The organism is Allomesorhizobium aridi (assembly GCF_043769475.1).
In the GTDB taxonomy this organism is placed as follows: domain Bacteria; phylum Pseudomonadota; class Alphaproteobacteria; order Rhizobiales; family Rhizobiaceae; genus Allomesorhizobium.
In genome coordinates, this window is the sequence record NZ_CP171729.1 from 2,539,378 (window position 1) to 2,565,879 (window position 26,502).

The following is a 26,502-nucleotide window of genomic DNA, read 5'->3' on the forward strand; positions in this document are numbered from 1 at the left end:
CGCCTCACAACGCCAGCGGAAACAGGCCGATGACGGCGAACGTGGTCACCGCCGTTGCGGTCAGGAAGTGCCAGAAGAGAACGACATTGTGGATGTCGATGTCGTAGGTGGGCATCAATCTGCCGGCAAAGCTGCGCGCCAGGCAGTAAAGCTGCATGATTATGCCCACGGCTCCGTGCACCGCCGTCCACCCTGCAAGCACCCAGACGATCGCGGGGTAGACATGCGTCGTCGGCTCCATCCGATACGTCCAGGGGCCGTAGAGGCCGGCCAGACTTCCCGCGGCCGTCAGCACCAGGGCGGCTCCGACCGCGAGCCGCATCCCGACGACGAAGCCGCGCACGGTCGCGCCTCGCGCGCCAAGCATCAGCGCCCATGCCGCCAGGAAACACGCCAGGGCGACCATCGGCCAGAACACGCCGGGGCCAGCTATCCCCGCGGTGAAATCCTGATGGATCGTCCAGTAGAAAAAATAGCCGAAGACGAGGCTGCCGAACGCCGTTCCGTCGCCGACCATGGTGATGAACATCGCCCACCAGCCGACCGATTCCGGCCCCGACCGATAGAGCGGCAGGGTCAGGCCGAGGCCGACATCCTTCTCCGGCTTTTCGGGGATCTCGGCCGTGCCGGTCCAGGCCCAGAAAAGGATCGCGCCGAGCGTGACGACGGCACTCGCCGCCGTGGCGAGCCACCATTCGAAGGTCAGCGCGATGAACACGGCGCCGAGCGCGAAGGCGGCGACGATCGGCGAGACCGCGTTGCCGCCCACGCGCATGCAGTAAATCGGCTCGGCGTCGAGCACGGAGGTCACCAGCGTCTCGCGCCGCCCCTCCTCCGCGTCCGGAAGGTAGAAGCGGCCTTCGTCGGTGTGCCGGATCAGATTTGGCTGGTCCCAGATGGGGTAGCGGCCTTCGATCAGTGGAACCGACCGCACGCCCCAATTCTCGTCCGGCTCGTTGATCCATTCGAGCGTACCGGCGTTCCATGGGTTTCGTTCCAGCTTCGGCTGGCGCCCTTTCGGCCGCACGGCATCGAACACCACCACCAGAAAGCCTGCCGCAAAGACGAATGCGCCCATCGTGGAAACGAGGTTGAACCAGTCCCAGCCCAGCCCTTCGGGATAGGTGAAGACGCGGCGCGGCATGCCGCGCAGGCCCGAGAGGTGCATCGGGAAGAAGGCGACGTTGAAACCCACGAACATCAGCCAGAAAGCGATCTTGCCGAGCCGGTCGGACAGTTTCTTCCCGTCGAGGAGCGGATAGAAATAGTAGAGGCCGGCGACGACTGGAAACAGCATGCCACCGATCAGCACGTAATGCAGGTGGGCGACGATGAAATAGGTGTCGTGCGCCTGCCAGTCGAAGGGCGCGAGCGCCACCATCACCCCTGTGAGCCCGCCGATGACGAATACGGCCAGTCCGCCCGTCCCGAACAGCATGGGCACGGCGAAGATGACGCGTCCGGCAAGCAGCGTGGCGATGAAGACGAAGATCTGCACGCCGGTCGGGATCACCACCGCCTCCGACGCCGCGGAGAAGAAGGCCAGCGAAATCTGCGGCAGGCCGGTCGCGAACATGTGGTGCACCCACAGCCCGAAGGAGAGGAAGCCGGTGCCAACGGCCGCGAGCACGATCCAGGAATAGCCGACGATCGGGCGCTGCGCGAAGGTAGGCACGATCATCGCCATCAGCGCGATCGCCGGCAGGAAGATGATGTAGACCTCCGGATGGCCGAAGATCCAGAACAGGTGCTGCCACAGGATGGGATCGCCGCCGCGCGTCGCGTCGAAGAACGGCCAGCCGAACATGCGCTCCAGTTCGAACAGCAGGTCGCCGGCGATCAGCGGCGGGAAGGCAAACAGGATCATGCCGGCGACGATCAGCAAGTACCAGGCGAAGAGCGGCATCATGTTGACGCGCATGCCGGGCGCGCGGCACTTCATCGTGCCGACTATGAGCTCGACCGCGGCAGCGATCGAAGCGACCTCAATGAAGGAGAGGCCAAGCAGCCAGATGTCGGCGCCGATGCCCGAATAATCCTTGTTGGTGGCGAGTGGCGGATACATGAACCAGCCGGCATTGGGCGCTGCGTCGAAGAAGATCGAGCCGCAGACGAAGACGCCGCCGATCAGAAAACTCCAGAAGCCGAAGGCGGAGAGCCGCGGGAACGGCAGGTCGCGCGCGCCGAGCATCGGCGGCAGGAGATAGATCGCGACCGCCTCGAACATTGGCACGGCGAACAGGAACATCATCACTGTGCCGTGCAGTGTAAACGCCTGGTTGAAGAAATCCGCTGAGACGAAGTCATTGTCCGGGACGGCGAGCTGCGTGCGCATCAAAAGCGCCAGAACGCCGGCAAACAGCATGAAGGCGAAGGCGGTGCTGGTGTACCAGACGCCTACCTGGGTGTTGTTGACCGAGGTCCAGTAGCGCCAGCCGGTGGGCGTTTCCCAGACGGCGCGCAGCCGTTTTTCCTGGGCGCGGCGGACTTCCTCGGAGGCGATCGGAGGCGGCTTCATTCGAGCCCCTCCAGATAGGCGGCGATCGCTGCGATATCGGCCTCGGGCAGCATTCGGAAGGCCGGCATCTGCGAGCCAGGCTTGATCACGTCCGGATCTCTGATGAAGCTGGCGATGGTCTCGGTGCTGACAGGCAGGATGCCCGCGCCGAGCGTTTCACGCGAGCCGACATGCGACAGGTCCGGGCCGACCGCGCCGCGCGCTTCCGTTCCCTTGACGACGTGACAGGCGGCACAGCCATGGGCGATGAAGAGGTCATGCCCCGGAGCGCGGGCGCTTTGCGAGGTTCCGGCTTGATCCGCCAGCCAGGCACGGAAATTATCGGGCTCCATGACGACGACGGAGAACGCCATCAGCGCGTGCGACGTGCCGCAGAATTCGGTACAGGGGCCACGATAGGTGCCGGCCTTTGCCGCCTGGAGCGTCAAGCGGTTGGTGCGGCCGGGGATCATGTCCATCTTGCCGCCGAGCACCGGTATCCAGAACGAGTGGATCACATCGCTCGAAGTCAGGGCGAATTCGACGCGCTCGCCGACGGGAAGCCTGATCTCGTTGGCGGCGTCGACCGGCGGGCCGTTCGGGGGATGATAGCGCACCCGCCACCAGAACTGCTCGCCCTCGACCTCGATGCGAAGCCCCGCCGGCTCGGCCTGCGCGATCCACGGTCGGACGTTGGGCATCAGCCAGAGCGCGTAACCCAAGAGCAGTGCCAGAAGCAGCGCGGGAAATAGCGCACCGCCCCACAGGATCAGCAGCCCAGCCGCATGCTCGCCGTAGACCCGCCGCCTCTGCCGGGTGGCGTAGACCAGAGTGCCGATCACCGCGCACCAGATCAGCCCTCCGGCAACGACCATGACCCAGAACAGCCGGGCGACGGCTTCCGCTTCGGCGCCCGCGGGTTCGAGCGCCGACTGGATGCCTGAACAGCCGCTGGCAGCCAAAACGGACATCGCGAAGCCGCAGCGCTTCGCGTTCCGATATCGCCGGCCGCGGGGTTTCGGCTTTCCCGTTATGTCGGCTCTCCCTCTCCAGACTGTCGACCGGACTGGGGCGTCGGTTAGCCGGGTCGTTCAAACAACCAGGCCGGGCATCGCAACGCTACCCGGCGACAACGGTAACCGCACGTTATTGTTCCTGGCGGGACGGAGCCGGCGCGTGCCTGAGGATTATTTGGCGGCCGACATCGAGCGTCGCTTCGATGCGACGCGAGTGCGGCGGTCTTCAGCGGAGTCGAAGTGCTGTCTCGTGAAGTCGCGTTAGCTGAACTTCACCCACTCGTCCTGCGGGGCGCGCTCGGTGCGCAGATCGTTCTCGGGCTTGGTCACATCTTCGTAGCCCAGCGCCATGCCGCAGACGACTATTTCCTCGTCGGGGATGTCGAGCACCGGCCGGATCTGCCGGTGATAGGGCGCGAAGGCGGCCTGCGGACAAGTGTGCAGGCCCCTGCCCCGTGCAGCGACCATGATGTTCTGCAGGAACATGCCGTAGTCGATCCACGATCCCTGGTTAAGGCGGCGGTCGATGGTGAAGATCATGCCGACCGGCGCGTCGAAGAAGGTGAAATTGCGGTCGTGCTGGGCGCGCATCTGGTCGACGTCGCGCTTGCCGATGCCGAGATGGCCGTAGAGCGCAAAGCCGACCGCCCGGCGGCGGCCGTAATAGGGTTCGAAGAACTGCTCGGGATAATATTTGTATTCGTCCCACTTCGCCTTTTCGGCGCGAATGCCGGAATTCAGGATCGCGTCGGCGATGCGTGCCTTCGTCTCGCCGGTCGTCACATACACACGCCAAGGCTGCATGTTTGTGCCGGACGGCGCCCGCGCGGCAACTTCCAGAATGGCGCGGATCGTCGCCTCGTCGACAGGATCGGGCAGGAAGGCGCGCACCGACCGGCGCGAGGTTATCGCCTCGTCGACGATCGCCGTCTCGTCCAGGTCCAGAGTTCTGTTTTCCGGCGCCAGCATGGATTGTCCCTTCACGATGCGGCTTGCAACTGACGCTACATAGTCGCTTTCGGGGGATTTGCACCAGCCTCATGAATGTCGCAAGCAATACATTTTATAGCGTGAAATTCTGCTTGAAATTTTCATCGACGTAGGCTTTGGTGAAATTTCAAGGAGAATTTTCATGAGTGTTTTGCAGGCAAAGCAGGCGGTCGATGTCGAGCAGCGGCAAAATGCCGGCTCGATGCTTGCGGGCGACATTCGCGCCCTGCGCAAGGCGCGCGGCCTGACCTTGAACGAAATCGGACTGAAGCTCGGCAGATCGGTCGGCTGGCTAAGCCAGGTGGAGCGGGGTCTATCCGTGCCGTCGCTTGCCGATCTGCGCGCCTTCGCCGAACTGTTCGGTATTCCCGTCAGTTTTTTCTTCGCCCATGACACGCCCGACGAGAGCGAACGCGGCGTGATCGTGCGCGCCGGCCGCCGCCGCTCGCTTGGCACAGCCGAATCCGGACTGGTGGAGGAACTTCTGTCGCCCGATCTCGGCGGTAGTTTCGAGGTGTTGCGCTCGGAGTTCGCGCCGGGTGCGGAACTGAAGGCCGCCGCCAACCGGCCGACCGAAGAAGCGGGCTACGTGGTTGCGGGCACGTTCGACCTGGAGATCGCCGGAATTTGGCACCGGCTCGGTGAAGGCGACAGCTTCCGCTTCGCCAACAAGCCGTTCCGCTGGCGCAATCCGGGCGCCGAGCCGGCAGTGGTCATCTGGGTGGTTTCGCCGCCGGTCTATTGATTGAAGTGGGAGAGAGAAATGGCTGAAATTCCGTCGACTGCGCGCGTGGTGATCATCGGCGGCGGCGCGGTCGGCGTTTCGTCGCTCTACCATCTCGCCAAGGCCGGCTGGACCGACTGCGTCCTTCTGGAGAAGAACGAGCTGACCTCCGGCTCGACCTGGCATGCCGCCGGCAACGTTCCGACCTTCTCGTCGTCCTGGTCGCTGATGAACATGCAGCGCTATTCGGCCGGGCTCTATCGCGGGCTGGCAGCGGAAGTCGACTACCCGATGAACTACCACGTCACCGGCTCGCTGCGGCTGGCGCATACGAAGGAGCGCATGCGCGAATTCCAGCGCGTGAAGGGCATGGGCCGCTATCAGGGCATGGATATCGACGTTGTGGGCGTCAACGACATCAAGGGCCGCTATCCCTTCATCGAGACGCATGAGCTCCAGGGCGCGCTCTACGACCCGAGTGACGGTGATATCGATCCGGCGCAATTGACCCAGGCGCTCGCCAAGGGTGCACGCGACATGGGCGCTAAGATCGTCCGCTTCTGCCCGGTCAGCGGCGTGCGGCGCGAGAACGGCGAATGGGTCATCGAGACGCCGAAGGGTGAAATACGTTGCGAATATGTCGTCAATGCCGCCGGCTATCGCGCACGCGAGGTGGGAAAAATGTTCGGCCGCGACGTGCCGATGATGGTGATGAGCCATCAGTATATTCTCTTCGATGAAATCCCGGAGCTTGCCGCATGGTCGAAGGAGCACGGCAAAAAGCTGCCGCTGCTGCGCGATGTCGACACCTCTTATTATCTGCGCCAAGAAAAAAACGGGATGAATCTCGGGCCTTACGAGAAGAATTGCCGCGCGCATTGGGCGAGCGACAACGATCCGATGCCCGATGATTTTTCGTTCCAGCTTTTCCCCGATGATCTGGAGCGGCTGGAATGGTATCTCGACGACGCGGTTCGCCGCGTGCCGATCCTCGGCACGGCGGGCCTCTCCAAGGTGATCAACGGGCCGATCCCCTACGCGCCGGACGGCAATCCGCTGATCGGGCCAATGCCGGGCGTGCCCAACGCCTTCGAGGCCTGCGTCTTCACCTTCGGCATCGCCCAGGCCGGCGGCGCCGGCAAGGTGCTGGCTGAGTGGGTGACGGAAGGCCAGACCGAATGGGACATGTGGTCTTGCGACCCGCGCCGCTTCACCGCCTTCGCCTCCGAGCCTGACTATTGCGTCGCCAAGGGCATGGAAGTCTATGGCCATGAGTACGCAATCCACTTCCCGCGCCATGCGTGGCCGGCGGGACGGGGCCGGAAAAAATCGCCGATCCATGACCGCATCGCCGCGCTCGGCGCGCAGTTCAATGCCTATAATGGCTGGGAGCGCGCGACGTGGTTTGCGCAACCTGGCGACGATATATCCGAAGAATCCACCCAGACATTCACCCGCGACGGGCCTTGGCAGAAGCGCATTCGCGAGGAATGCCTGGCGGTGCGCGATGCCGCCGGCATTCTGGACCTGCCCGGCTTCTCGCGCTACCGGCTGCAAGGCCCAGGCGCGCGCGAATGGCTGTCGTCGCTGATCACCGGCGTCGTGCCGAAGCCGGGCCGCATCGGCCTCGGCTATTTCGCCGACGACAAAGGCCGCATCGTCACCGAAATGTCGATCATGGCGCTCGACGAGGATTTCTTCTTCCTCATCACCGCCTCGGTTGCGGAGCTGCACGATCTCGAGTGGCTTCAGAAGCATTTGCCGCAAGAGACTCAAATCACGCTGCAAAATTCGACCGAAGCCTTCGCCTGCCAGATCCTCTCCGGGCCGAACGCGCGAAAGATATTGGCAGAAGTGACGAATGCCGATCTGTCGCTGCCATGGCTGTCGCACCAGTCCTGCCAGATAGAAGGCCGTTGGCTTCAGCTCGTCCGCGTCTCGTTCGCAGGCGAACTGGGTTGGGAGTTCCACACCAAGATCGACGACACGGCGACGGTCTTTGACGCGGTCTGGGCGGCAGGCCAGAAGCACGGCCTGAAACTGTTCGGCATGTTCGCGCTGGATTCGCTCCGGCTGGAGAAAGGCTACCGCGCTTGGAAGCAGGACCTTTCGACCGACTACACCATCCTGCAGGGCTGGCTGGAACGCTTCGTCAAATGGGACAAGCCCGATTTCAAGGGCAAGGCGGCGTTGCAGAATGAGGAGCAGCAGGGCGTAACGAAACGCTTCGTGACGCTGGTGGTGGAAGCTGGCGATTGCGACGCGCCCTACATGTCGACGCTCTGGCACGACGGCAAAATCGTTGGCGAGACGACGTCAGGAGGCTTCGGCCACAGGGTGGACAAATCGATCGCGCTCGGCATGATCCGCGCCGACTTGGCTGCGCCGGGGACGAAGATCGAAGTGGAGATTTTCGGCGAGAATTTCCCTGCGGTCGTTCAGAAGGACGAGCCGCTGTGGGATCCGAGAAACGAAAGGCTGAGAGCATAATGACAACACCATCGAAACGCCTCGAGGGCATTATTCCCTGCGGGAAAGACGGCTGGGAGGTCCATTTCGCAGCCTGGAAGCGCAAGGAAGTCGGCGAACCGATCATCATTCTGTCGGTCGGCGATCATGACTTCGATACGCCGGGCGAGACGGTCGAGGCCTGTGTGGCGGCTCTCAGGTCCGGTCATCATCACTACACGCAGCTTCCCGGCATACCGCGACTGCGCGAGGCGATGGCGCGCGCCTCGACGCGCTGCACCGGCGTCGAAACGAGTGCGGCCGAAGTGCTCGTCACGCCAGGCGGGCAGCTTGCGCTTTACGCCGCCGTGCAGGGCACGCTCGATCGCGGCGACCATGCCGTTGCGGTAGCACCCTACTACGCAACCTATCCCGGCACCTTCCGCGCGGCGGAAGCGGACTTCACCGTCGTCGAGGCGGAAGCGGCGGACGGCTTCCAGCCACGCGCCGAGGCGATCGAAGCGGCGCTGAAGCCGAATACGCGTGCGATCCTCATCAACACGCCGAACAACCCGACCGGCGCCATCTATTCGCGCAAGAGCCTCGAAGCCATCGCAGATCTCTGCATCAGGCACGACCTCTGGCTGCTCTCCGACGAGGTCTACTGGACGCTCGGCGGCGGTCATCACATCTCGCCGCGCGCCCTGCCCGGCATGGCGGAGCGGACGCTGGTCGTAAACTCGATGTCGAAGAGCCACGGCATGACCGGCTGGCGCATGGGCTGGCTGACAGGCCCCGAAAGCATGATCGCGCTGCTCGTAAGCCTGAACCTCGTGACGACCTACGGCCTCACCGGTTTCATCCAGCAGGCCGCGGCCGAGGCGCTGGAGAACGACTATGGCGTGAAACAGATCGCCGACACCTATAACGGGCGACGCAAGGTCTTTCTCGACGCGATCAGGGGTCTGAACGACATCACCGTGCGCGGCTCGGAGGGCGGCATGTATGTCATGCTCGATGTCAGCGCCATCGAGCGCGACGACGAGAAATTCGCCTGGGCTTTTCTCGACGCCGAGAAGGTCGGCGTGATGCCCGGATCGAGCTTCGGCGACGCGGCGGCGGGACATATCCGCGTCAGCCTCTGTCAGCCCGACGACATGCTGCTGGAAGCCGCGACACGCCTGCGGCGCTTCGCTTCCTCCTACCGCAGCAAGGCAGCCTGACGCATGGCCGCCCTGCCCGGCAAAGCTCGCGCGGTCATCATCGGCGGCGGCGTCTCCGGCTGCTCGGTCGCCTACCATCTGGCCAAACTCGGCTGGACGGACATCGTACTTCTGGAGCGCAAGCAGCTCACCTGCGGCACGACCTGGCATGCGGCGGGTCTGATCGGCCAGTTGCGCGGCTCGCAGAACATGACGCGGCTGGCAAAGTATTCGGCCGACCTCTACGTCAAGCTCGAAGCCGAGACCGGCGTCGCCACCGGCATGCGCCAGGTCGGCTCGATCACCGTCGCGCTGACCGAAGAGCGCAAGCACGAAATCTACCGCCAGGCATCGCTGGCCCGCGCTTTCGATGTCGATGTGCGCGAGACTTCGCCGAGCGAAATCAAGGCGATGTACCCGCATCTTAACATTTCGGATGTGGTTGGCGCGGTGCACCTGCCGCTCGACGGCCAGTGCGACCCGGCCAATATCGCCATGGCTCTGGCCAAAGGCGCACGCCAGCGTGGCGCGACGATCGTTGAGGGTGTGAAGGTCACCGCCGTCCACCAGAAGGACGGCCGCGTCACCGGCGTTTCCTGGGCCAGAGGCGAGGAGCAGGGCACGATCGAAGCCGATGTCGTGGTCAACTGCGCCGGCATGTGGGCGCGCGAACTCGGCCAGATGTCGGGCGTGACCATCCCGCTGCACGCCTGCGAACATTTCTACCTCGTCACCGAGGCGATCCCCGGCCTTTCACGGCTGCCGGTGCTGCGGGTGCCGGACGAGTGTGCCTACTATAAGGAAGACGCCGGCAAGATGATGCTGGGCGCTTTCGAGCCGGTGGCGAAACCCTGGGGCATGGACGGCATCCGCGAAGATTTCTGCTTCGACCAGTTGCCGGAAGATATGGATCATTTCGAGCCGATCCTGGAGATGGGTGTGAACCGCATGCCGATGCTGGCGAGCGCCGGCATACACACCTTCTTCAACGGCCCGGAGAGCTTTACGCCGGACGACCGTTATTATCTCGGCGAAGCGCCGGAGCTTTCCGGCTACTGGGTTGCGGCGGGTTATAATTCGATCGGCATCGTCTCGTCAGGCGGCGCCGGCATGGCGCTGGCGCAGTGGATCCACGATGGCGAAGCGCCGTTCGATCTCTGGGAGGTCGATATCCGCCGCGCCCAGCCGTTCCAGAAGAACCGTCGCTATCTGAAGGAGCGCGTCTCCGAAACGCTCGGCCTGCTCTATGCCGACCATTTTCCATATCGCCAATTTGCAACGTCGCGCGGGGTGCGCCGTTCGCCGCTGCACGAGCATTTGAAGGCGCGCAGTGCGGTTTTCGGCGAAGTCGCGGGCTGTGAGCGCGCCAACTGGTTCGCCCGCGAAGGCCAAGAGCGCGAGTATCGCTATTCTTGGAAACGGCAGAACTGGTTCGACAACCAGCGCGAAGAGCATCTGGCGGTGCGCAACGGCGTCGGCCTGTTCGACATGACTTCGTTCGGCAAGATCAGAATCGAGGGCCGCGACGCATTGGCCTTCCTGCAAAGGCTTTGCGCCAACGATCTCGGCGTCGAGCCGGGCAGGATTGTCTACACGCAGATGCTGAATACGCGGGGCGGCATCGAGAGCGACCTGACCGTCTCGCGTTTGTCCGAAACGGCTTTCCTTGCCGTCGTTCCCGGCGCGACGCTGCAGCGCGATCTGGCGTGGCTTAGAAAACATCTGGGCGACGAATTCGTCGTCATTACCGATATGACTGCGGCTGATTCGGTGCTCTGTCTGATGGGGCCGCGTTCGCGCGATCTCATTCAGAGGGTAAGTCCGAACGATTTTTCCAATGAAAAAAATCCGTTCGGGACATTTCAGGAAATCGAGATCGGCATGGGGCTCGCCCGCGCTCACCGCGTCACCTATGTCGGCGAGCTTGGCTGGGAACTCTATGTCTCGACCGACCAGGCCGCCCATGTCTTCGAGGCAATCGAGGAGGCCGGTGCGGAATTCGGACTGAAGCTCTGCGGCTTGCATGCGCTGGATTCCTGCCGCATCGAAAAGGCGTTCCGGCATTTCGGCCACGACATCACCGACGAGGACCATGTGCTGGAGGCGGGACTTGGCTTTGCGGTGAAGACCGGCAAGGGCGATTTTCTCGGCCGCGACGCGGTGCTACGGAAGAAGGAAGCCGGCCTGTCGCGCCGGCTGGTGCAGTTTCGGCTGGCCGACCCGCAGCCGCTGCTTTTCCACAACGAGGCGATCGTGAGGGACCGAAAAATCGTCGGCACGATCACGTCGGGCAATTACGGGCATCATCTCGGCGGCGCCATTGGGCTTGGCTATGTGCCGTGCAAGGATGAGACGGAAGCCGATGTTCTCGGTTCCTCCTACGAAATCGAGATCGCCGGCGAGCGGTTCGCTGCGGAGGCATCGCTGAAGCCGATGTACGACCCGAAGGCGGAACGGGTGCGGGTGTAGCTTACCTTCAAAATTTCTCCAGCCTGCGCCGCACCTTCTCCAGATACGCCGCGCGGCTTGCCGCCGTCGAGCGGTCCATGTCGTAGTGCGCGACGTAGAGCGTGCGACTGCGCGGGGCGCAGAGCGCGCGCATGCCGCGCAGGATGGTCTTGCGGCCCGGCTGACCCATGAGGAAGGAGATCAGCCATGTCGCACCGCAGGTGGTGACAACTCCGATGCGCGTGATATGCGGCACGAGCGAGATGATGCGTCCGCCGTCAGCCGGCAGCTTGAACGCGACATCGGTCGCCCAGACGCGATCGAGCCAACCTTTCAGCATCGCCGGCAGCCCGTACCACCACGTCGGGTAGACGAACAGGACGGCTTCCGCCCATTTAAGGTTCTCGATATGCGGCGCGAGCGCCGGATCGGTTGGCGCGCGGTCGTGATAATGCCGGCGTTCGTCGCTGCCCAGCACCGGGTCGAACCCTTCCGCATAAAGATCGACCAGCCTCACATCCCAGCCGCGCGCGGTCAGCGTCCCGACCGCAGCGTCACGCACGGCAGCGCAAAAACTGTCCGGCACCGGATGGCAATAAACCACAAGAACCCGCATCAGAAGCGGTCCATCCTCTCGGCGACCTTCATCATGAATGCCTCCCGCGATCGGTCGGTGGAGCGGTTCATCGAGTAGTGCGCGAGATAGGAAACGGGCGCGAAGGGTTTGACCGTCGAACGCAGGAGTCGGGTCACCGTCTTTCGCGGCGGATCACCCACCAGCAATGCGCGGAACCGGCTGCCGCCATAGGTGGTTATGGCAGCGACTTTCCTGATGTTGTGCAGCGAAGGGATGGCCTCGCCGTCGATCATCCTGAAAGAAACGCCGGGCAGAAAGACTCGATCGAAAAAGCCCTTCAAGATTGCCGGGTAGCCGAAATTCCAGACCGGGAACGAAAGCACCAGCGCATCGGCGCGGCGCAGTCGATCGACGTAGCGCCTGACGCCCTCTCCGACCGTGTGTTCGCCATGGTAGGCCAGTCGCTCGGCGCGCGTCATGCGCGGGTCGAAATCCTCTGCGTAGAGATCGCAATCATCGACGCTGTGACCGGCCGCCGTCAGTCGTTCCACAATGGTGCGATGCAGCGCGGCATTGAAGCTGGTCTCGACCGGGTGCGCATAGAGCACAAGGATGTTCATGGGGCGGACCACCATGAACGGTATTCCGATTGGGAGCGGGGCGTGAAGGAACTCTGCTTTCTCATGCGAAATGCCTCACGAAGCCCGCTGCAGACCCTTGAACAAAAACGTCTTCTCCGAACGGTAGTCGTAGTCCGGATTTTCCCAGGCGATCATCTTGCCAGGATTGAGCAAACCTTGCGGATCGGCCTCGCGCTTGAAGGCGAGCTGAACCGCATCGGTCTGCTTCATGCCGCCCTCCTCCAGCGTGTAGCGGTGCGGATTGAAGATCGGGCAGCCATTGTCCTCGTGCAACCGGATGATCTCGTCGAGCCGCTCTTCCGTGGTGAATTTCACCAGCGGCAGGCCGAAACAGGTGATGTTGCCGTCGAAGCGCACGAATTCGAGATGCGAGAACACTTCGCCCGGAAACATTTTTTCCATTTTCTCGACGAGCGCGAGCTGGTTCGGAAAGGGATAGAGCGACTGCAGATAGGTCATCGCCGGGTCGACGCGCAGCGCGCGCAGCGTCGTGTGGTTCCAGGCAAGCTCATAGGCCGGCGGCAGTCCCTTCTTGTCTTCCGGTGTCGCGGTCGCGGCGCTGTAGAAGACCTCGCCGCCCTCGCGCCGGGTGAACGCCAGGAAAGCGTCTAGCGCATGCGGCGCGACCATCACCACGCAAATGCTCTGGCCCTCGCGGAGGAATTTCTGGTGGCGCTTGAAGTAGAGCCATGGCACCGGCGCCGCGATCGGCGTGATCAGCTTGGTCAGTACTCCGTCCTGGCAGGCGAGCGCATTGCCATAGCGGGCCGACGCCATGAAGCTGTCGAAGCCGACGATGACATCGACCCAGTCGTAGGAGGCAGTCAGCGGCATCTCGACTTCGGTGATGATGCCGTTGGTACCGTAGGCGTGGGTGACCTTGTGCAGGTCCTCGCCGGCTAGCTCCAGCACGCGCGGCTCGGCCTCCATGGTGACGACGCGCAGGCTGAGCACATTGCCGAAATCGCGCAGGCCGCCGAAATTGATCGAACCGACGCCGCCCGAGCCACCGGCGATGAAGCCGCCAATGGAGGCCGTGTTGTAGGTCGAGGGATGAAGGCGCAGTTCCTGGCCGGAGTGCTCTCGCGTCGCGCGGTCGATATCGGCGATGATCGCACCCGGCCCGCAGACGACGCGGCCAGGCGCGATCGACTTCACCTCGGTCATCTCCGCAAGCGACAGCACGACCCCGCCGGACAGCGGCATCGCCTGCCCGTAATTGCCGGTTCCCGCGCCGCGCGGCGTCACCGGAATGTCGAGCCGGTGGCAGGCTGCCAGCACGCGGATCACTTCCGCCTCGCTTTTCGGTGAGACGATCAGGTCGCCGCTCACATGCTCCAGTTCGCGCTTCAGCACCGGACTGTACCAGTAGAAATCGCGGCTCTTCTGCTGCACGATTTTTTCATTGTCCTCGATCTTCAACCCATCGAGTTCGCGCTTCAGCGCCGCAATATCCATCATTCCACCATCAGGTCGTCGAGTTCGGCATAGTCCGGCATGTCGCGCGCAATCTCCTTGCCGTCGCGGAGCACTATGCGGTCCGATTCGGGCCGCGACAGCAGTTCCGTCCAGCTTCGGCCCCGGAAGATCACAAAATCCGCAGGGCCGCCCACAGCGAGAATTCCGGCCCCGTGTAACCGCATGATGTCGGCGGGCGTCGACGCAACGGCGCGCGGCCAGTCGCCGACGGGATGGTCGAGGTGGAGGATACGCGTCGCCATGCGATAGACTTCGAGCATGTCGAGATCGCCATAGGCGTAGAACGGGTCGCGGGTGTTGTCGGAGGCTACCGCGACCGGAATGCCGCGCGCGCGCATTTCGTGCAGCAGAGTCACGCCGCGCCAGCGCGGCGTCGATGCCGTCGCGGCGGCGGTCCTGCAGGTAGAGGTTGCACATGGGCAGGGACACGACGGCGATCCCGGCGCGGGCGACCTTGTCCAGCGTGTCCAGCACATTGGCGTCAGGCTGACGCGCCAAGGAACAGCAATGGCCGACAAGAATCTTGCCCTCGAAGCGATGGCGAAGGGCAGCTTCGGCGATCTTCTTCAGCGAGATAGCGGAGACGTCAGCGGTCTCGTCGGCATGGAAATCGAGGTCGAGGCCGTGTTCGATCGCGGTCGCGAAAACGCGGTCGAGCAATTCCTCGAGATCGGGAACCATGTAAGTGACCGTGCCGAGTACGCCTCCGGCCACGGCGACCCTTTTTGCGAGGCTCGCGAACCATTTTGCGTCGCGCGCAGCCTCTATGCCGAACAGGCAGACGCCCTGCAGCTCGATCCGCCCCCGCCAGCGCTCGCGCATCTCCTCAAAGACCGGCCAGGATATTTCTTCCTGGGGCGGCACGCTGTCGATATGCGTGCGCAGCGCCTTGGTGCCGTGGGCGTAGGCGGTGCGCAGCGAGAAATCCATGCGCCGTGCGACATCGCTGGCGCTCCAGCGCGCCACTCGGTCCTCGCCGGTCGCGTTCAGTGCGCCAAGGAAAGAACCGTCGGGATTGGGCTTGCGCGGCCAGATATGGCCCTTGTCGATGTGAGTGTGGCAGTCGACGAAGCAGGGCAAGACGATACGGCCGGCTAGGTCGATGGCGTCGGGTACCGTCGCGGAATCATGATGCGGTGAGATGGCGGCGATATTCCCGTCGGAGACGGCGATGTTGGCGAGGATGAAGCCGTCAGAATCCATTGGCACAGCGAGGCTGGCCGTCAGCGACGCATGCAGGCGGGCGTTGGAGAGCGTGAAGGAACCTGACGCAGGAATCTCTATAATCGACATTGCCGCCTCTCACCTGCCTGCCGGCATCCTCTCCCCGTGATCCTTCGACAAGCTCAGGACGGGGAGAGGAGAGCAGCTTCGACGTCGGCGATCCCCCTCTCCCCGTCCTTCACGGGGAAAGGGTAAGGGTGAGGGGCAGCGCAAGCGCTTCTCTAAAGCCACCTTACCGCTCCTGCTTCAGCGCGCTTTCGTGCCAGCGCCGCAGGATGAGATGCGAAACGAGCGAAAGCACCAGGAAAATCAGGATGCCGGTGAGCGAAATCAGGATCAGCGCCGCAAACAGCCGCGGCGCGTTGAGCCGGTAGCCGGCTTCGATGATGCGTGAGGCAAGACCGGACGACTGCCCGGACGAGCCGGCGACGAATTCGGCGACGACGGCGCCGATCAGCGACAGGCCGCCGGCGATCTTCAGGCCGCCGAGGAAATAGGGCATCGCCGCCGGCAGGCGCAGATGCCGCAGCTCCTGCCAGCGCGTCGCGCCATTGAGCCGGAACAGGTCGCGCAGATTGCGGTCGACAGAATTCAGCCCGAGCGTGGTGTTGGACAGGATCGGGAAGAAGGCGACGATCCACGAACAGAGCAGGAGTTTTGTAGTCTGGTTGTCGACATAGATGTTGATGAGCGGGAAGATCGCCACGATCGGCGTGACCTGCAATACGATGGCGAAGGGAAAGAACGACATCTCCACCCATTTCGACTGGGTGAACAGCACCGCGAGCCCGACGCCGCCGAGCACGGCAAGCAGCAGGCTGAGGAAGGTGATTTTCAGCGTCACCAGCAGCGATCCGAACAGCAGCGCGGCGTCCGTGTAGAGCGTCTGCGCCACCACATGTGGCCGCGGCAGGATGTATTGCGGGATCTCGTTCCAGACGCAGATGCGGTCCCAAAGCCAGATGGCCAGAAGCATGATGAGCAGCGGCAGGAGCCAGCTGCCTATGCGCTCCAGCCTTTCCTGGCGCACGCGCTTCGCTTCTTCCGGGTCGAGCCCCGCAGGCGCGGTTTCAATGGCTGTCATTGGGGCTCACTTGCCGAGTTCATCGCCGAATTGAGGGCCTCCGAAGCGTGCAGGCAGAACGCGGCGTACTCAGGCGATATGCGGAACTTCTCGTCCCGCGGATAGGCCGCGTCGACCGTCATTTCGCCGGACACACGGCCCGGGCGGGCGGCCATGATGACGATGCGGTTCGACAGGAAGACGCTTTCAAACACGCTGTGGGTGACGAAAACGACGGTGAAGCGCTGGTTCTGCCACAGTTCAAGAAGATCGTTGTTGAGCTTGAAGCGGGTGATTTCGTCTAGCGCCGCGAAAGGCTCATCCATCAGGAGCAGGCGCGGCTGTGTGACGAGCGCGCGCGCGATCGATACGCGCATCTTCATGCCGCCGGAAAGCTCGCGCGGCACCGCGTTTTCAAATCCGGTGAGATGAACCCGTTCGAGCAATTCGGAGACCGCCGGCGCGGCCTTGTCCCGCGAAACGCCCCTCAGCCTGAGCGGCAGCCAGACATTGTCGAAGACGCTGGCCCAAGGCAGCAATGTCGGCTCCTGAAAGACGAAGCCGGTGCAATCGTCGCCCAGCGCCTTGTGCCAGTCGAGCGCGCCGGTGGTCGGCGTCGCCAAGCCTGCAATCAACCTCAATGCGGTCGACTTGCCGCAACCGGAAGGGCCGAGAAGGCTGAGGAAATCGCCTTCCCGGATGGTCAGATCGACGTCGCGGAGCGCCGCGACGCCGTTGGAAAACGTCTTGCCCACAGCCCGCAAATCCAGAAGCGGCGAACCGCTTCCGTTCAGATTCCGCATTTGCGCGCCTGCGTTTTGAAGCATCATACGGTAGGCCGGGATCACTTCTTGAGATCGAGGCCGACGCCCTTGTTGACGAAATCCAGCGTGTAGGCCTTTTTGATGTCGATGCCTTCAGGCACGACCTTCGCCTTGACCATCTTGGCATAGAAGCTGGCGATACGCTCGTCCGTCATGGCGCCGATGCCCATCTTTTCGGTGTCGCCGGAATCGACGATGCCGAACTTCTTCATCTGGGCGATCGAGAAGGCGATCTGCTCGTCGTTAATGTCCGGATTGTCCTTCTTGATCATTTCGTTGGCGGCCTTGTTGTCGCCGTAGAGGTAGTTGTACCAGCCCTTGGCGGAGCCATCTACGAAGCACTGGACGACTTCCGGACGCTTGTCGATCGTGTCCTGCATCGCTTCGATCGTTGTCGCATAGGTGTCGTAGCCATAGTCGGCGAGCAGGAACTGGTTTGGCACGAAGCCGCCTTCCTTCTCGATCGCATAAGGCTCCGAGGTCACATAGCCCTGCTGGATCGACTTCTTGTTTGCGATGAACGGAGCCGGGTTGAAGGTGTAGGGCACGCGCTTCGAAACATCGAAGCCGTATTCCTCCGCCATCCACAGGAGGAAGCTCTGCGCACCCTCGTCGGCGATAATGTACTGCTCGGCCTTGGGCAGGTCCTCCCATTTGTCGAGCCCCTGGCCCGGATGGGACATCACGACCTGCGGCTCCTTCTGGAAGGAGGCGGCGACGACGCGGAGCGGAATGTTCTGCGCAACCGCGTCGAACGCTTGCTGCATGTTGCCGCCCATGTAGAAATCGATCTTGCCGGCGAGCAGAAGCGGTCGCCCGGCGACCTGCGGGCCGCCCTGCTGGATCGTGACATCAAGCCCGCAGGCGGCATAAGTGCCGTCGGCGACGGCCTGGTAATAGCCGCCATGCTCCGCCTGGGCGAGCCAGTTGGTGCCGAAGGTGACGGCCTCGGCCGCGAAGACCGCCGGCGTGCCGGCTAAAAGAAGCGCGGCTGCGGCTGCGGAACGTGTGAAATATCTCGTCATGAACACCACCCCTATGTTTGCCCATGGCTTCACGCCGGGCTCTGACACTGCCGGATCGATACGCAAGAGGCGTGCCATCGGCTGCGCCAAGCGGTCCTTGAACCGAGTGGCTGCATTCCGGCGGACCAAGGCTTCGAGCTTGCTGATCTCGGTCGCATCGTGCCTATTTTTTGGACCGCTGTCCATCTTGCGCGCAGCACATGTCGCGGCTTGAAGCGACCGCGGGTTCGGTCTTAGCTTCGCATTTTACGGAGCGAACAATGTTCAGATACCTGACGCCGAAGACGATCAAACCTCCCTTCGCACGCTACAGCCATGGCGTCGAAGTACCGGCCGGCAAGCGGCTTGTCCTGTGCTCCGGCCAGCTCGGGATCAGACCGGACGATTTGGTACCGGACGATCCGGGCGAGCAGGCGCAACTCTGTTTCGCAAACATCGCCGCAATCCTCGACGAGGTCGGCCTGGCGCTTTCAGACATTGTCCGCATCAACGCCTATGTCACCGACCGCGCCTATCTCAGGGCCTACATGGACGTGCGCGACAAGCTATTTGCCGATCCGGCCCCGGCCTCGACGCTGATGATCGTTTCGGGCTTCGCGCGGCCGGAATTCAAGGTCGAGATCGAAGTGATCGCGGCTGGTTAAAAATAGCCGCCGAAGAGTAGCAGGATCGCGCCGACCGCGACGAGGAGAAGACCCGGCCAGTTCAGCCCGATCCCGAGGAAGCGGACGCCGCGATGCGCGGGTTCGAGCGTATTGCGCGACCCGAGGCCTACCGGGCCGGGTTCGCTCATGCGCCCGCGCCAGATCGCCTGCCCGGCCAGATAGACTATGCCGGCGACGAACAGCAGCGCGCCAAGCCAGATGAGCAGCATAATTGCCTCCCAATGCAAAGGATCGGCCGTTAGATAGGGCGCTACGCCCATTCGGAAATGCCAGCGCTAAATGCGCCCCTTACAAAATGCGCCGCGCTGAAATATTCAGGCAGTGCAGTTTGCGGCTTTCCCGACGAGGTCCGATGTGACGGAACAGAAGAAACGAGTCTGGTGGGGCGATTTCCCAACCACCGAATACGCCTCCATCAATCCGGAAGTAACGATCGCGGTGCTGCCGGTGGCGGCGATAGAGCAGCACGGCCCGCATCTGCCGGTTTCGACCGACGCGACTATCATGCAGGGCATGCTTGAGGCGGTCATCGGCCGGTTGCCCGCTGATCTCGACGTGAGGATCTTGCCGGTGCAAGCTGTCGGCAAGTCCAACGAACATCTCCACGCCCCCGGCACGCTGACGCTGCCGGCCGCGACGCTGATCGACGCCTGGACGGAACTCGGCGCCTCCGTCGCCCGCGCCGGCGTGAGGAAGTTGGTCGTGGTCAATTCTCATGGCGGCAACGAAGAGATTATGGGCATCGTCACGCGCGAATTGCGCGTGCGCTTCGACATGCTGGCGGTGAAAACCAGTTGGCAGCGTTTCGGACGGCCGGACGGCATGTATCCCGAACTGGAGGACCGCCACGGCATCCATGGCGGCGACGTCGAGACGTCGCTGATGCTGCATTTCCGGCCGGATCTGGTCGACATGACGAAGACGGAGAATTTTGTGTCGACCGTCGCCCGCGCCGAGCAGGAGTTCGAGCTGTTACGCCACACCGGCACGCACGCCTTCGCGTGGATCGCCAGCGATCTCAACCCGCACGGCGTCGTCGGCAATGCAGCCATCGCTACGGCGGAAAAAGGCAGTTTGACTGCCGCGCATCAGGCCGAAGGGTTCGTCCGCCTGCTGCAGGATGTCCGCAAGACCAAGCTGGCCGACTGGCTTGCGTGAAACGCGGCTGCGGTTCTAGCCGTCGATCCTGAGGGCGAAGGGCGTGCCCTCGAAGGCGTCGGCGCCGCGCCCAATCGCCTTGATAGCCTCGACCATCCGCCCATCGCGGCCGAGCACCTGGTCGGCCAATGCGATCAAACGCGGGTTCGGCGTGGCTGACGGCGACACGGCGCGCAAGGTGTTGGCGAGTTCAGCCTCGTCGCGCTTCGGCGAAAGAGCCGCGGCGATGATGTAGGCCGAGGCCGTCGAACGGCTGATGCCGGCGTAGCAATTGATCACCAGCGGGCGCGAACGATCCCAATTGCCGGCAAAATCGAGAATATCCCGCACGTGGACTTCGCCGGGCGGGGTCATTCCTTCCTGCGCCTCGATGATATCGTGCATGGAAAGCAGGAGGTGGTCCTGTTGCGAAATCGTCTCCGGCCGCATCATTTCTGTGCCGGCCGCAAGCAGCGAGATCAGCCTGGCCGCGCCAGTCGCGGCAACCGTCTCGCCGACCTTCGACAATGGACAGACATAGATCATGAGATTGTTTTCCTCTGGCCCGAAACGCGCTGCCGCGCCGAGCTTTGCAGAGCCCGTTCGAGCTTTGCCCATTGCGCTTCGCCGCCGGGAAGTCCGATGCGCAAAGCGGTCGAACTCCAGGCGAAATTTCGAACGAGAATGCCTTGTTCGCCAAATAAATCAAATAGGTCGGCGGCATGCGGAATTTCAAGATAGCGGAACAGCGGCGTGCCGCCGCGCACCGGGATATCGAAGCGCGAAAGCAGCGTATCGAGCCGTGCCATCTCGCTCCGCAGTCGTTCGCGCATTTCGTTTTGCCAGGCGTGATCGCCCAGCGCCCTGGCGCCGTATTCCAGCGCCGGACCCGCAACGGCCCATGGCCCGAGTTCCGTCTCCAGCCGCCGCGCGACAGGTTCCGCCGCTATCGCGAAACCCAACCGCAGGCCGGCGAGCCCGAAGAATTTCCCGAAAGATTTTAGCACGACGAGGCCGCCATGCCCTACGTCGCCTGCAACGCTTTGCTCCCGCGGCCCGACATCCATGAAGGCTTCGTCGACCACCAGCAACCCGCCTTTGGAATGCAGCGCACGCGCCAGTCCGAGCAGGTTTTCGCGCGTCACTACCCGTCCATCCGGATTGTTCGGATTGACGACGATCGCCAGATCGGCATCGGCAAGCGCGTCGATGTCGGCGACTTCACTCACAGCGTGGCCGGCGAGCGCCGCCGCACGGGCATGCTCCGCATAGGTCGGCCCGAGCACCAGCGCCCTGCCCGGCGCGACAAGCGACGCCACGCGCGGCAGCAATATCTGCGTGCCCGGCGCGGACACTATGTTGAATGCCGAGGGACAACCGTAAACACCAGCAGCAATTTCATTGAGTTCGCAGACCCGCTCCGGCTCGGGCAGGCGAGACAAGGCGGTGGCGGGCAGTTCGAAAAGCGGATAGGAGTGCGGATTGATCCCGGTCGACAGGTCCACCCACGGCTCCGGCGCTTGCGGAAAAAGCCTCCGCGCCCGGCCAAGGCTGCCGCCGTGATCGGTAATTTCTGCTGCCTTTTCCCCTTTCGGAAGCGCCATGTTCGTCCTTACCGCCTTCCTGTCGCTTCTGGTCGAACTCGCCATCGGTTACCCCGACCGCCTCGTGCGCGCAATCGGCCACCCCGTGATCTGGATCGGCCAGCTCATCTCTTTCTTTGATCGCAGGCTCAACCGCGCGGCCGCTTCCGACAGTTTCCGCCGCTTTTCAGGCTGCGTGGCGCTGTTGGTGCTGGTCGGCGTTCCGGCAGGACTGGCTTACGGCATTCAAACAACCCTTGGAGCGGGCCTGTTCGGCATCGTTGCGACTGCTGTCCTGGCCAGCAGCCTTCTTGCCCAGCGCAGCCTCGCCAGCCACGTCAATGCGGTCGCCGAAGCGCTTGAACAAGGCGGTCTCCCCGCGGGGCGAACCGCCGTGTCGCAAATCGTCGGTCGCGATCCCGAGCGCCTCGACGAGGCCGGCGTCAGCCGCGCGGCGATCGAGAGCCTGGCCGAGAACTTTTCCGACGGCATCGTTGCGCCGGCTTTCTGGCTGGCGGCAGGCGGGCTGGCGGGCGGCGTCGCTTACAAGGCCGCCAACACCGCCGACTCCATGATCGGCCACCGCACGCCACGCCACGAAGCTTTCGGCTGGGCGGCGGCGCGCTTCGACGATCTCATCAATCTGCCGGCCTCGCGTCTCACAGCGCTGCTAATTGTATCGGCCGCGTTTTTCGTGCCCGGCACGGACGTGGCGTCCGCCTGTCGCGCGGTGTGGCGCGATGCGAAAAAACACCGCTCGCCCAATGCCGGCTGGCCGGAAGCAGCGATGGCCGGCGCGCTGGGCCTCGCTTTGGCAGGCCCGCGCGTCTATGGCGGCGTCACCGTCGATGACGCGACGATGGGCGCAGGCGGAAGGCGCGACGCCAACGCGGCCGATATACGAATGGCGTTGAAGCTCTACTGGATGGCCGACCTGCTGATGATTGGATTGTTCGGCACGATCGGCGGGCTTTTCCTGCTTTTGAACTGAGCAAGTGGGTGGTGCCTAAAACTCGATGCCCTGCTGCGCCTTCACGCCGGCCGAGAAATGATGCTTCACCGCGCCCATCTCGGTGACGAGGTCGGCGGCTTCGATGAGCGCAGGCTTGGCGTTGCGGCCGGTGACGACGACATGCAGCCCCTCGCGACGGCTCTTCAGCGTTTCGACCACCATGTCGAGATCGAGATAGTCGTAGCGTAGCGCGATGTTCAGTTCGTCGAGAATGACGAGGTTGATCGACGGGTCGGCCATCAGTTCTACGGCTTTCGCCCATGCCGCTTCGGCGGCGGCGACATCGCGCTTGATGTCCTGCGTCTCCCAGGTGAACCCCTCGCCCATCGTATGCCAGACGACGCGATCTCCGAACGCGGCGAACGCGTCCTTCTCGCCGGTGTGCCACGCGCCCTTGACGAACTGCACGACGCCGACGCGCCGGCCATATCCGATCATGCGCAGCGCCAGCCCGAAAGCCGCCGTGGTCTTACCCTTGCCGGGCCCGGTGTTGACGATCAGCAGGCCTTTTTCGACGGTCTTGCCGGCGACTTCGGCGTCTTGCATGGCCTTGCGCTTGGCCATCTTGGCCTTGTGCTTCTCGGCGGTTTGTTCATCGATCGTCTTCATCATTTCACCTGCAGCGGCAGCCCCGCCACCATGAACAGCACGCGGTCGGCCTTTGCCGCGATCTTCTGGTTGAGCCGCCCGGCGACGTCGCGGAATTTTCGCGCCAAGGCGTTGTCGGGCACAATGCCCAGGCCGACCTCATTGGCAACGACGAACCAGTTTCCGCGCGGTTTTGCGAGGATTTCGGCCAGCCTCTCCGACTCGGCTTCCACGTCATGATCGGCGAGCAAATGGTTCGACAGCCAGAGCGTCAGGCAGTCTATCAGCAGCGGCCGCCCGTCTGGCACGCCGTCAATGGCTCCGCAAAGATCGAGCGGCGCATCAATCGTCTGCCACCCCTCTTCACGCCGCCCTCGATGAAGCGCAATCCGCTCCGTCATTTCCTCGTCGAAAGCCTGCGCGGTTGCGATGTAGGTCCACGGCGCGGGTACGGAGGTGACCAGCTTCTCGGCGTGCGCGCTCTTGCCGGAACGCGCGCCGCCGAGAAGCAAGGTCAGTGAAGTGCCGTCACGCAAAACTGTCGCGCAGGCTGCCGGCCGACCGGGCGACCCTCGAGCGGATCGCACCGGAGACGCCGCCGAGCACCACCCAGAAAATCAGGTTGGTGACAGTGGCGGCGACCACGAATTGGTGGTGCAGGTCGGCCGGGATCGGCGAATCGTGACTCACCGGCTGCGGCGCGCCGACGATGTGCGGAGCGACGATCAGCGCGACACCGACAAGTGACCAGACCACTCCGCTGCGGAAAGCGATCAGGCCGAGGCCGACGGCGGTCGCAATCACGGTCGCCGTCCACCAGATCTGTCGGTCGCCGAGATCGGCGGCAGGCATCGCCGGCAGTTCCGGCGGCAGGCCAAGTCCCGGCGCCAGAGTGAACACGGCAAAGCCTGCAAAGCCCCAGAAAATGCCCTGGCGCCAATTGGCGATACCGCCGAAGATTTCCGAAACCGCGACCAGGACCAGCGCGAAGCCGATGGCGGTGACTATGTTGGCGAGCGCCGTATAGGCGAAGCGCTCGAAGCCGTCGGCCGGTCCCCAGGCTTCCTCATCGTGCTCGTGCGCGGGCGTCGCGGCATCGTGCGAATGAGGCGCGGCGGTTTCGGCACCAGCCACAGCATCGGCAGCAGCGTGATCATGGCCGCCGCCGGCGTTTTCGAAGGTTTCGGCCTTGAGGATCAGCGGAACGGTCGCATAGGTCTGCATGGCGGTCATGACGAGACCAGCCAATAGCCCGGCGAGCGCCGCGACGAACACGACGTTGCGAAAAATGGTCATGTCAAAAATCTCTCAGTGGCAGGGAAAGGCCATCGAATGGCGATAATCGTGGGCCGCATTGTGGACCGCGTCCATCTGCGAGAAGCCCGCGAAGCCGACGATGAAGACGCCGAGCAGGGCCGCGAAGCCGAGCTGGACGGCGCGCGACGCGGCGGAAGACGAAACGCCGAGAGAAGAAATTGCTGTGTTCATAATCAATGTCCTTTTCGCCCTCCACCCGAGGGCCTGTAGAGTGTCTGCGTCGCCGGCAGGTCTCCTGGCTTGCGGATCGCCGCCCTTCCCCGCCTTCCCGAAGAATTCTTCAGTGGCCTCTGGGGAGGGCTAGCCGCTTACAGTTGCGGGGGCAGCCGCGGCTTTGGGCAGAAGCCCGCACCGCATTCCCTATTGATTCCTCGCGGAACCGTCGACAGCGCGGATCATAAGCACAATCCAAAAATGCCGCAAACCAAATTCCCGGCGCTTCCCCGCGAAATACGTCGCAATCGCGCTAGCGGCCCTCTTCGATCAGTTCGGCAACCAGCTTCTGGAGCCGCCACAAATGGCGGTCGTGAATGCCGCGTTCTTCCAGATGGCTGACGGTGTTGTAAAGATAGTCCGGCCCCGAGCCGAGATGGCCGCAGGCGCCGGCCAGCGCTCGGGCCACGGCTTCCTCGTCGAGTTTGCCGGCATAGGTGCGGCCGCTGCGGTTGACGACGAAACCGAGCGCCGTGACCTGCCCTTCCGCCGTCTCCAGCTTCATCCAGCTCGGCGTGTAAGTCGAGGGTTTGGCGGTCATTTCGCGCCGGAACAGTTTTGCAAAGCGCTCGCGCAAATCCCCGCCGGGCAGTCTGTAGGCGAGGCCGCGGCACTGGCCGCCGCGATCGAGGCCCATCATCAGTCCCGGCCTGTCGAGCGTGCCCCGCCAGCGCGTCATCTTGATGCAGAAGGCCCGATGCCAGCCGCGCGCCAGCGCCAGCCGCTCCTCGACATGCTCCAGTTCCGGCCTCCAGATCAGCGAGCCATAGGCGAACAGCCAGACCGGCTCGGCGTCGCTGCGACCCGCAAGGGCGGTGTCCAGCATCGCCTCGTAATCCGCGTCATCGAGATATGCCAGGCCCGGTTCGGGCCCGGAATCCTCGACCGCCCGGTGGCAGCGCGCCACCAGTTCAGGCGTCAGCGATATTCTTCTCGGCGGCATATTATGCCGCGTCCCATTGTGGCGAGAAATCGTAATCGCAGATCCGGATATTAGCCTTTGACAGAGCCGAGATCGCCGCCATTTCGGCATCCGACAACGCGAAATCGAAGATCGCGAAATTTTCCGCCAAGCGCTCCAGCCTGTTGGTGCGCGGAATGGCGACGACGCCGTCCTGCTGGACGTGCCAGCGCAACACGATCTGGCCCGGGGTCTTGGAATGACGCGCGGCTGCCTCGGTCACCGCTCTTTCCGCAAACAACAGGCCGCCTCTCGACAGCGGGCAATAGGACACCATCGCCATCCCAGCATCGCGGCAGGCGCGCCGCACCTTGGTCTGGTCGAGATAGGGGTGATACTCGACCTGGTTAGCGACCAGCGGCGCATCCGACAGCGCGATCGCTTGCGAAAGCAGCGCGGTGGGGAAATTGGAGACACCGATATGCCGGGCCAGCCCAGTGCTTTTGGCGGCGTTCAGCGCCTTGATCGAACCTTCGAGCGGGATTTTCGGATTCGGCCAATGGATCAGGAGCAGATCGACCTGATCCAGCCCGAGGCGTTTCAGGCTCGATTCGGCGGAGCGCATGAGATCGGCCGGCGCGAGATCCGTCCACCAGACCTTGGTGGTGACAAAGATGTCACTCCTGGCGAGGCCGGACGCCCGCAATCCCGATCCGACAGCGGTTTCATTGTCGTAGGCTGCCGCGGTGTCGACATGGCGATAGCCGACCGACAAGGCGTGCGACACCATTTCCGCGCAGTGATCGCCCTTCAGCGTCCATGTGCCGAGGCCGAGCGCGGGAATTGCCGCTCCATTGGCGTTGACATTGTGCATGGGAAATTCTCCGGTTCTTGCCGATCGCACATCCGTGATAACGGTTGCGCGACT

General features: G+C 63.4%; 25 protein-coding genes, 1 pseudogene and 1 riboswitch. Of the genes and pseudogenes, 7 read left to right on the forward strand and 19 right to left on the reverse strand.

Going from position 1 to position 26,502, the window contains the following annotated elements; genetic code table 11:
• Positions 1 to 4 precede the first annotated feature (4 nt).
• The 3 genes from ctaD to ACG873_RS14545 form a co-directional block, all read right to left on the reverse strand.
• Complete coding sequence (ctaD, locus tag ACG873_RS14535) at positions 5 to 2,518, reverse strand: cytochrome c oxidase subunit I (RefSeq protein ID WP_394892603.1); 2,514 nt, start codon at positions 2,516 to 2,518, stop codon at positions 5 to 7.
• Entirely contained in the window at positions 2,515 to 3,468 is a 954-nt protein-coding gene (coxB, locus tag ACG873_RS14540) for a cytochrome c oxidase subunit II (protein ID WP_394892604.1), read from the reverse strand. Before coxB ends, ctaD begins: the two co-directional genes overlap by 4 nt.
• Positions 3,469 to 3,774: 306 nt before the next feature.
• On the reverse strand, positions 3,775 to 4,482 hold the full coding sequence (locus tag ACG873_RS14545) for a nitroreductase (RefSeq protein WP_394892605.1): 708 nt from the start codon (positions 4,480 to 4,482) through the stop codon (positions 3,775 to 3,777).
• Between the two features lie 163 nt (positions 4,483 to 4,645).
• Between ACG873_RS14545 and ACG873_RS14550 the strand changes: the two genes are divergently transcribed.
• From ACG873_RS14550 to ACG873_RS14565, 4 genes are read left to right on the forward strand one after another with little or no spacing between them, the layout of a single operon-like run.
• Entirely contained in the window at positions 4,646 to 5,248 is a 603-nt protein-coding gene (locus tag ACG873_RS14550; protein WP_394892607.1) for a helix-turn-helix domain-containing protein, read from the forward strand.
• Between the two features lie 18 nt (positions 5,249 to 5,266).
• The gene (locus ACG873_RS14555; RefSeq protein WP_394892608.1) at positions 5,267 to 7,717 is read left to right on the forward strand and encodes a GcvT family protein; all 2,451 of its coding nucleotides are present in this window, start codon (positions 5,267 to 5,269) and stop codon (positions 7,715 to 7,717) included.
• The gene (locus ACG873_RS14560) at positions 7,717 to 8,898 is read left to right on the forward strand and encodes a pyridoxal phosphate-dependent aminotransferase (RefSeq protein ID WP_394892609.1); all 1,182 of its coding nucleotides are present in this window, start codon (positions 7,717 to 7,719) and stop codon (positions 8,896 to 8,898) included. The genes ACG873_RS14555 and ACG873_RS14560 overlap by 1 nt, the downstream gene beginning before the upstream one ends.
• 3 nt (positions 8,899 to 8,901) lie before the next feature.
• The gene (locus ACG873_RS14565) at positions 8,902 to 11,346 is read left to right on the forward strand and encodes a GcvT family protein (protein ID WP_394892611.1); all 2,445 of its coding nucleotides are present in this window, start codon (positions 8,902 to 8,904) and stop codon (positions 11,344 to 11,346) included.
• A 7-nt stretch (positions 11,347 to 11,353) separates the two neighbouring features.
• Here the strand turns inward: ACG873_RS14565 and ACG873_RS14570 are convergent, their stop codons facing one another.
• The 7 genes and pseudogenes from ACG873_RS14570 to ACG873_RS14600 all read right to left on the reverse strand — a co-directional run bounded on the left by ACG873_RS14570 (position 11,354) and on the right by ACG873_RS14600 (position 18,158).
• Positions 11,354 to 11,941: an NAD(P)H-dependent oxidoreductase gene (locus ACG873_RS14570; RefSeq protein WP_394892612.1), complete on the reverse strand. Its 588-nt coding sequence runs from the start codon at positions 11,939 to 11,941 to the stop codon at positions 11,354 to 11,356.
• Entirely contained in the window at positions 11,941 to 12,522 is a 582-nt protein-coding gene (locus ACG873_RS14575) for an NAD(P)H-dependent oxidoreductase (RefSeq protein WP_394893517.1), read from the reverse strand. The genes ACG873_RS14570 and ACG873_RS14575 overlap by 1 nt, the downstream gene beginning before the upstream one ends.
• A gap of 75 nt (positions 12,523 to 12,597) precedes the next feature.
• On the reverse strand, positions 12,598 to 14,001 hold the full coding sequence (locus ACG873_RS14580) for an FAD-binding oxidoreductase (RefSeq protein ID WP_394893519.1): 1,404 nt from the start codon (positions 13,999 to 14,001) through the stop codon (positions 12,598 to 12,600).
• A pseudogene (locus tag ACG873_RS14585) lies at positions 14,001 to 15,315 on the reverse strand (cytosine deaminase). Before ACG873_RS14585 ends, ACG873_RS14580 begins: the two are co-directional and overlap by 1 nt.
• 163 nt (positions 15,316 to 15,478) lie before the next feature.
• Complete coding sequence (locus ACG873_RS14590; RefSeq protein ID WP_394892613.1) at positions 15,479 to 16,330, reverse strand: ABC transporter permease; 852 nt, start codon at positions 16,328 to 16,330, stop codon at positions 15,479 to 15,481.
• Positions 16,327 to 17,112, reverse strand: a complete 786-nt coding sequence (locus ACG873_RS14595) for an ABC transporter ATP-binding protein (RefSeq protein ID WP_394892615.1) — start codon at positions 17,110 to 17,112, stop codon at positions 16,327 to 16,329. The genes ACG873_RS14590 and ACG873_RS14595 overlap by 4 nt, the downstream gene beginning before the upstream one ends.
• Positions 17,113 to 17,153: 41 nt before the next feature.
• On the reverse strand, positions 17,154 to 18,158 hold the full coding sequence (locus ACG873_RS14600; protein ID WP_394893521.1) for an ABC transporter substrate-binding protein: 1,005 nt from the start codon (positions 18,156 to 18,158) through the stop codon (positions 17,154 to 17,156).
• 260 nt (positions 18,159 to 18,418) lie between these two features.
• Here ACG873_RS14600 and ACG873_RS14605 point away from each other — a divergent pair, with 260 nt between their 5' ends.
• The gene (locus ACG873_RS14605; protein ID WP_394892617.1) at positions 18,419 to 18,802 is read left to right on the forward strand and encodes a RidA family protein; all 384 of its coding nucleotides are present in this window, start codon (positions 18,419 to 18,421) and stop codon (positions 18,800 to 18,802) included.
• Here the strand turns inward: ACG873_RS14605 and ACG873_RS14610 are convergent.
• On the reverse strand, positions 18,799 to 19,032 hold the full coding sequence (locus ACG873_RS14610; RefSeq protein WP_394892618.1) for a hypothetical protein: 234 nt from the start codon (positions 19,030 to 19,032) through the stop codon (positions 18,799 to 18,801). The genes ACG873_RS14605 and ACG873_RS14610 overlap by 4 nt on opposite strands.
• Positions 19,033 to 19,177: 145 nt before the next feature.
• Here ACG873_RS14610 and ACG873_RS14615 point away from each other — a divergent pair, with 145 nt between their 5' ends.
• Entirely contained in the window at positions 19,178 to 19,981 is an 804-nt protein-coding gene (locus ACG873_RS14615; RefSeq protein WP_394892620.1) for a creatininase family protein, read from the forward strand.
• A 15-nt stretch (positions 19,982 to 19,996) separates the two neighbouring features.
• Here the strand turns inward: ACG873_RS14615 and ACG873_RS14620 are convergent, their stop codons facing one another.
• Both ACG873_RS14620 and cobD read right to left on the reverse strand, forming a co-directional pair.
• On the reverse strand, positions 19,997 to 20,506 hold the full coding sequence (locus ACG873_RS14620; protein ID WP_394892621.1) for a tyrosine phosphatase family protein: 510 nt from the start codon (positions 20,504 to 20,506) through the stop codon (positions 19,997 to 19,999).
• Positions 20,503 to 21,564, reverse strand: a complete 1,062-nt coding sequence (gene cobD / locus ACG873_RS14625; protein ID WP_394892622.1) for a threonine-phosphate decarboxylase CobD — start codon at positions 21,562 to 21,564, stop codon at positions 20,503 to 20,505. The genes ACG873_RS14620 and cobD overlap by 4 nt, the downstream gene beginning before the upstream one ends.
• Here cobD and cbiB point away from each other — a divergent pair.
• Positions 21,563 to 22,534 (forward strand): adenosylcobinamide-phosphate synthase CbiB, encoded by a 972-nt coding sequence (gene cbiB, locus ACG873_RS14630; RefSeq protein WP_394892624.1) that lies wholly within the window; start codon positions 21,563 to 21,565, stop codon positions 22,532 to 22,534. The genes cobD and cbiB overlap by 2 nt on opposite strands.
• A 15-nt stretch (positions 22,535 to 22,549) precedes the next feature.
• Here the strand turns inward: cbiB and cobO are convergent, their stop codons facing one another.
• From cobO to ACG873_RS14660, 6 genes are all read right to left on the reverse strand, one after another.
• Entirely contained in the window at positions 22,550 to 23,164 is a 615-nt protein-coding gene (cobO, locus tag ACG873_RS14635; protein WP_394893522.1) for a cob(I)yrinic acid a,c-diamide adenosyltransferase, read from the reverse strand.
• On the reverse strand, positions 23,164 to 23,679 hold the full coding sequence (cobU, locus tag ACG873_RS14640; protein WP_394892626.1) for a bifunctional adenosylcobinamide kinase/adenosylcobinamide-phosphate guanylyltransferase: 516 nt from the start codon (positions 23,677 to 23,679) through the stop codon (positions 23,164 to 23,166). The genes cobO and cobU overlap by 1 nt, the downstream gene beginning before the upstream one ends.
• Entirely contained in the window at positions 23,672 to 24,439 is a 768-nt protein-coding gene (locus tag ACG873_RS14645; protein WP_394892628.1) for a CbtA family protein, read from the reverse strand. Before ACG873_RS14645 ends, cobU begins: the two co-directional genes overlap by 8 nt.
• A 12-nt stretch (positions 24,440 to 24,451) precedes the next feature.
• A complete protein-coding gene (locus tag ACG873_RS14650) occupies positions 24,452 to 24,631 on the reverse strand; it encodes a CbtB domain-containing protein (RefSeq protein ID WP_394892630.1) in 180 nt (59 codons plus the stop codon).
• Positions 24,632 to 24,667: 36 nt separating this feature from the next.
• Positions 24,668 to 24,859: riboswitch (cobalamin riboswitch) on the reverse strand.
• Between the two features lie 67 nt (positions 24,860 to 24,926).
• Positions 24,927 to 25,616, reverse strand: coding sequence for a gamma-glutamylcyclotransferase (locus ACG873_RS14655; RefSeq protein ID WP_394892631.1), 690 nt, complete (start codon positions 25,614 to 25,616; stop codon positions 24,927 to 24,929).
• Between the two features lies 1 nt (position 25,617).
• Positions 25,618 to 26,448 carry an aldo/keto reductase gene (locus ACG873_RS14660; protein WP_394892634.1) on the reverse strand — a complete coding sequence of 277 codons (831 nt, stop codon included), beginning with the start codon at positions 26,446 to 26,448 and terminating at the stop codon, positions 25,618 to 25,620.
• Between the last annotated feature and the right edge of the window lie 54 nt (positions 26,449 to 26,502).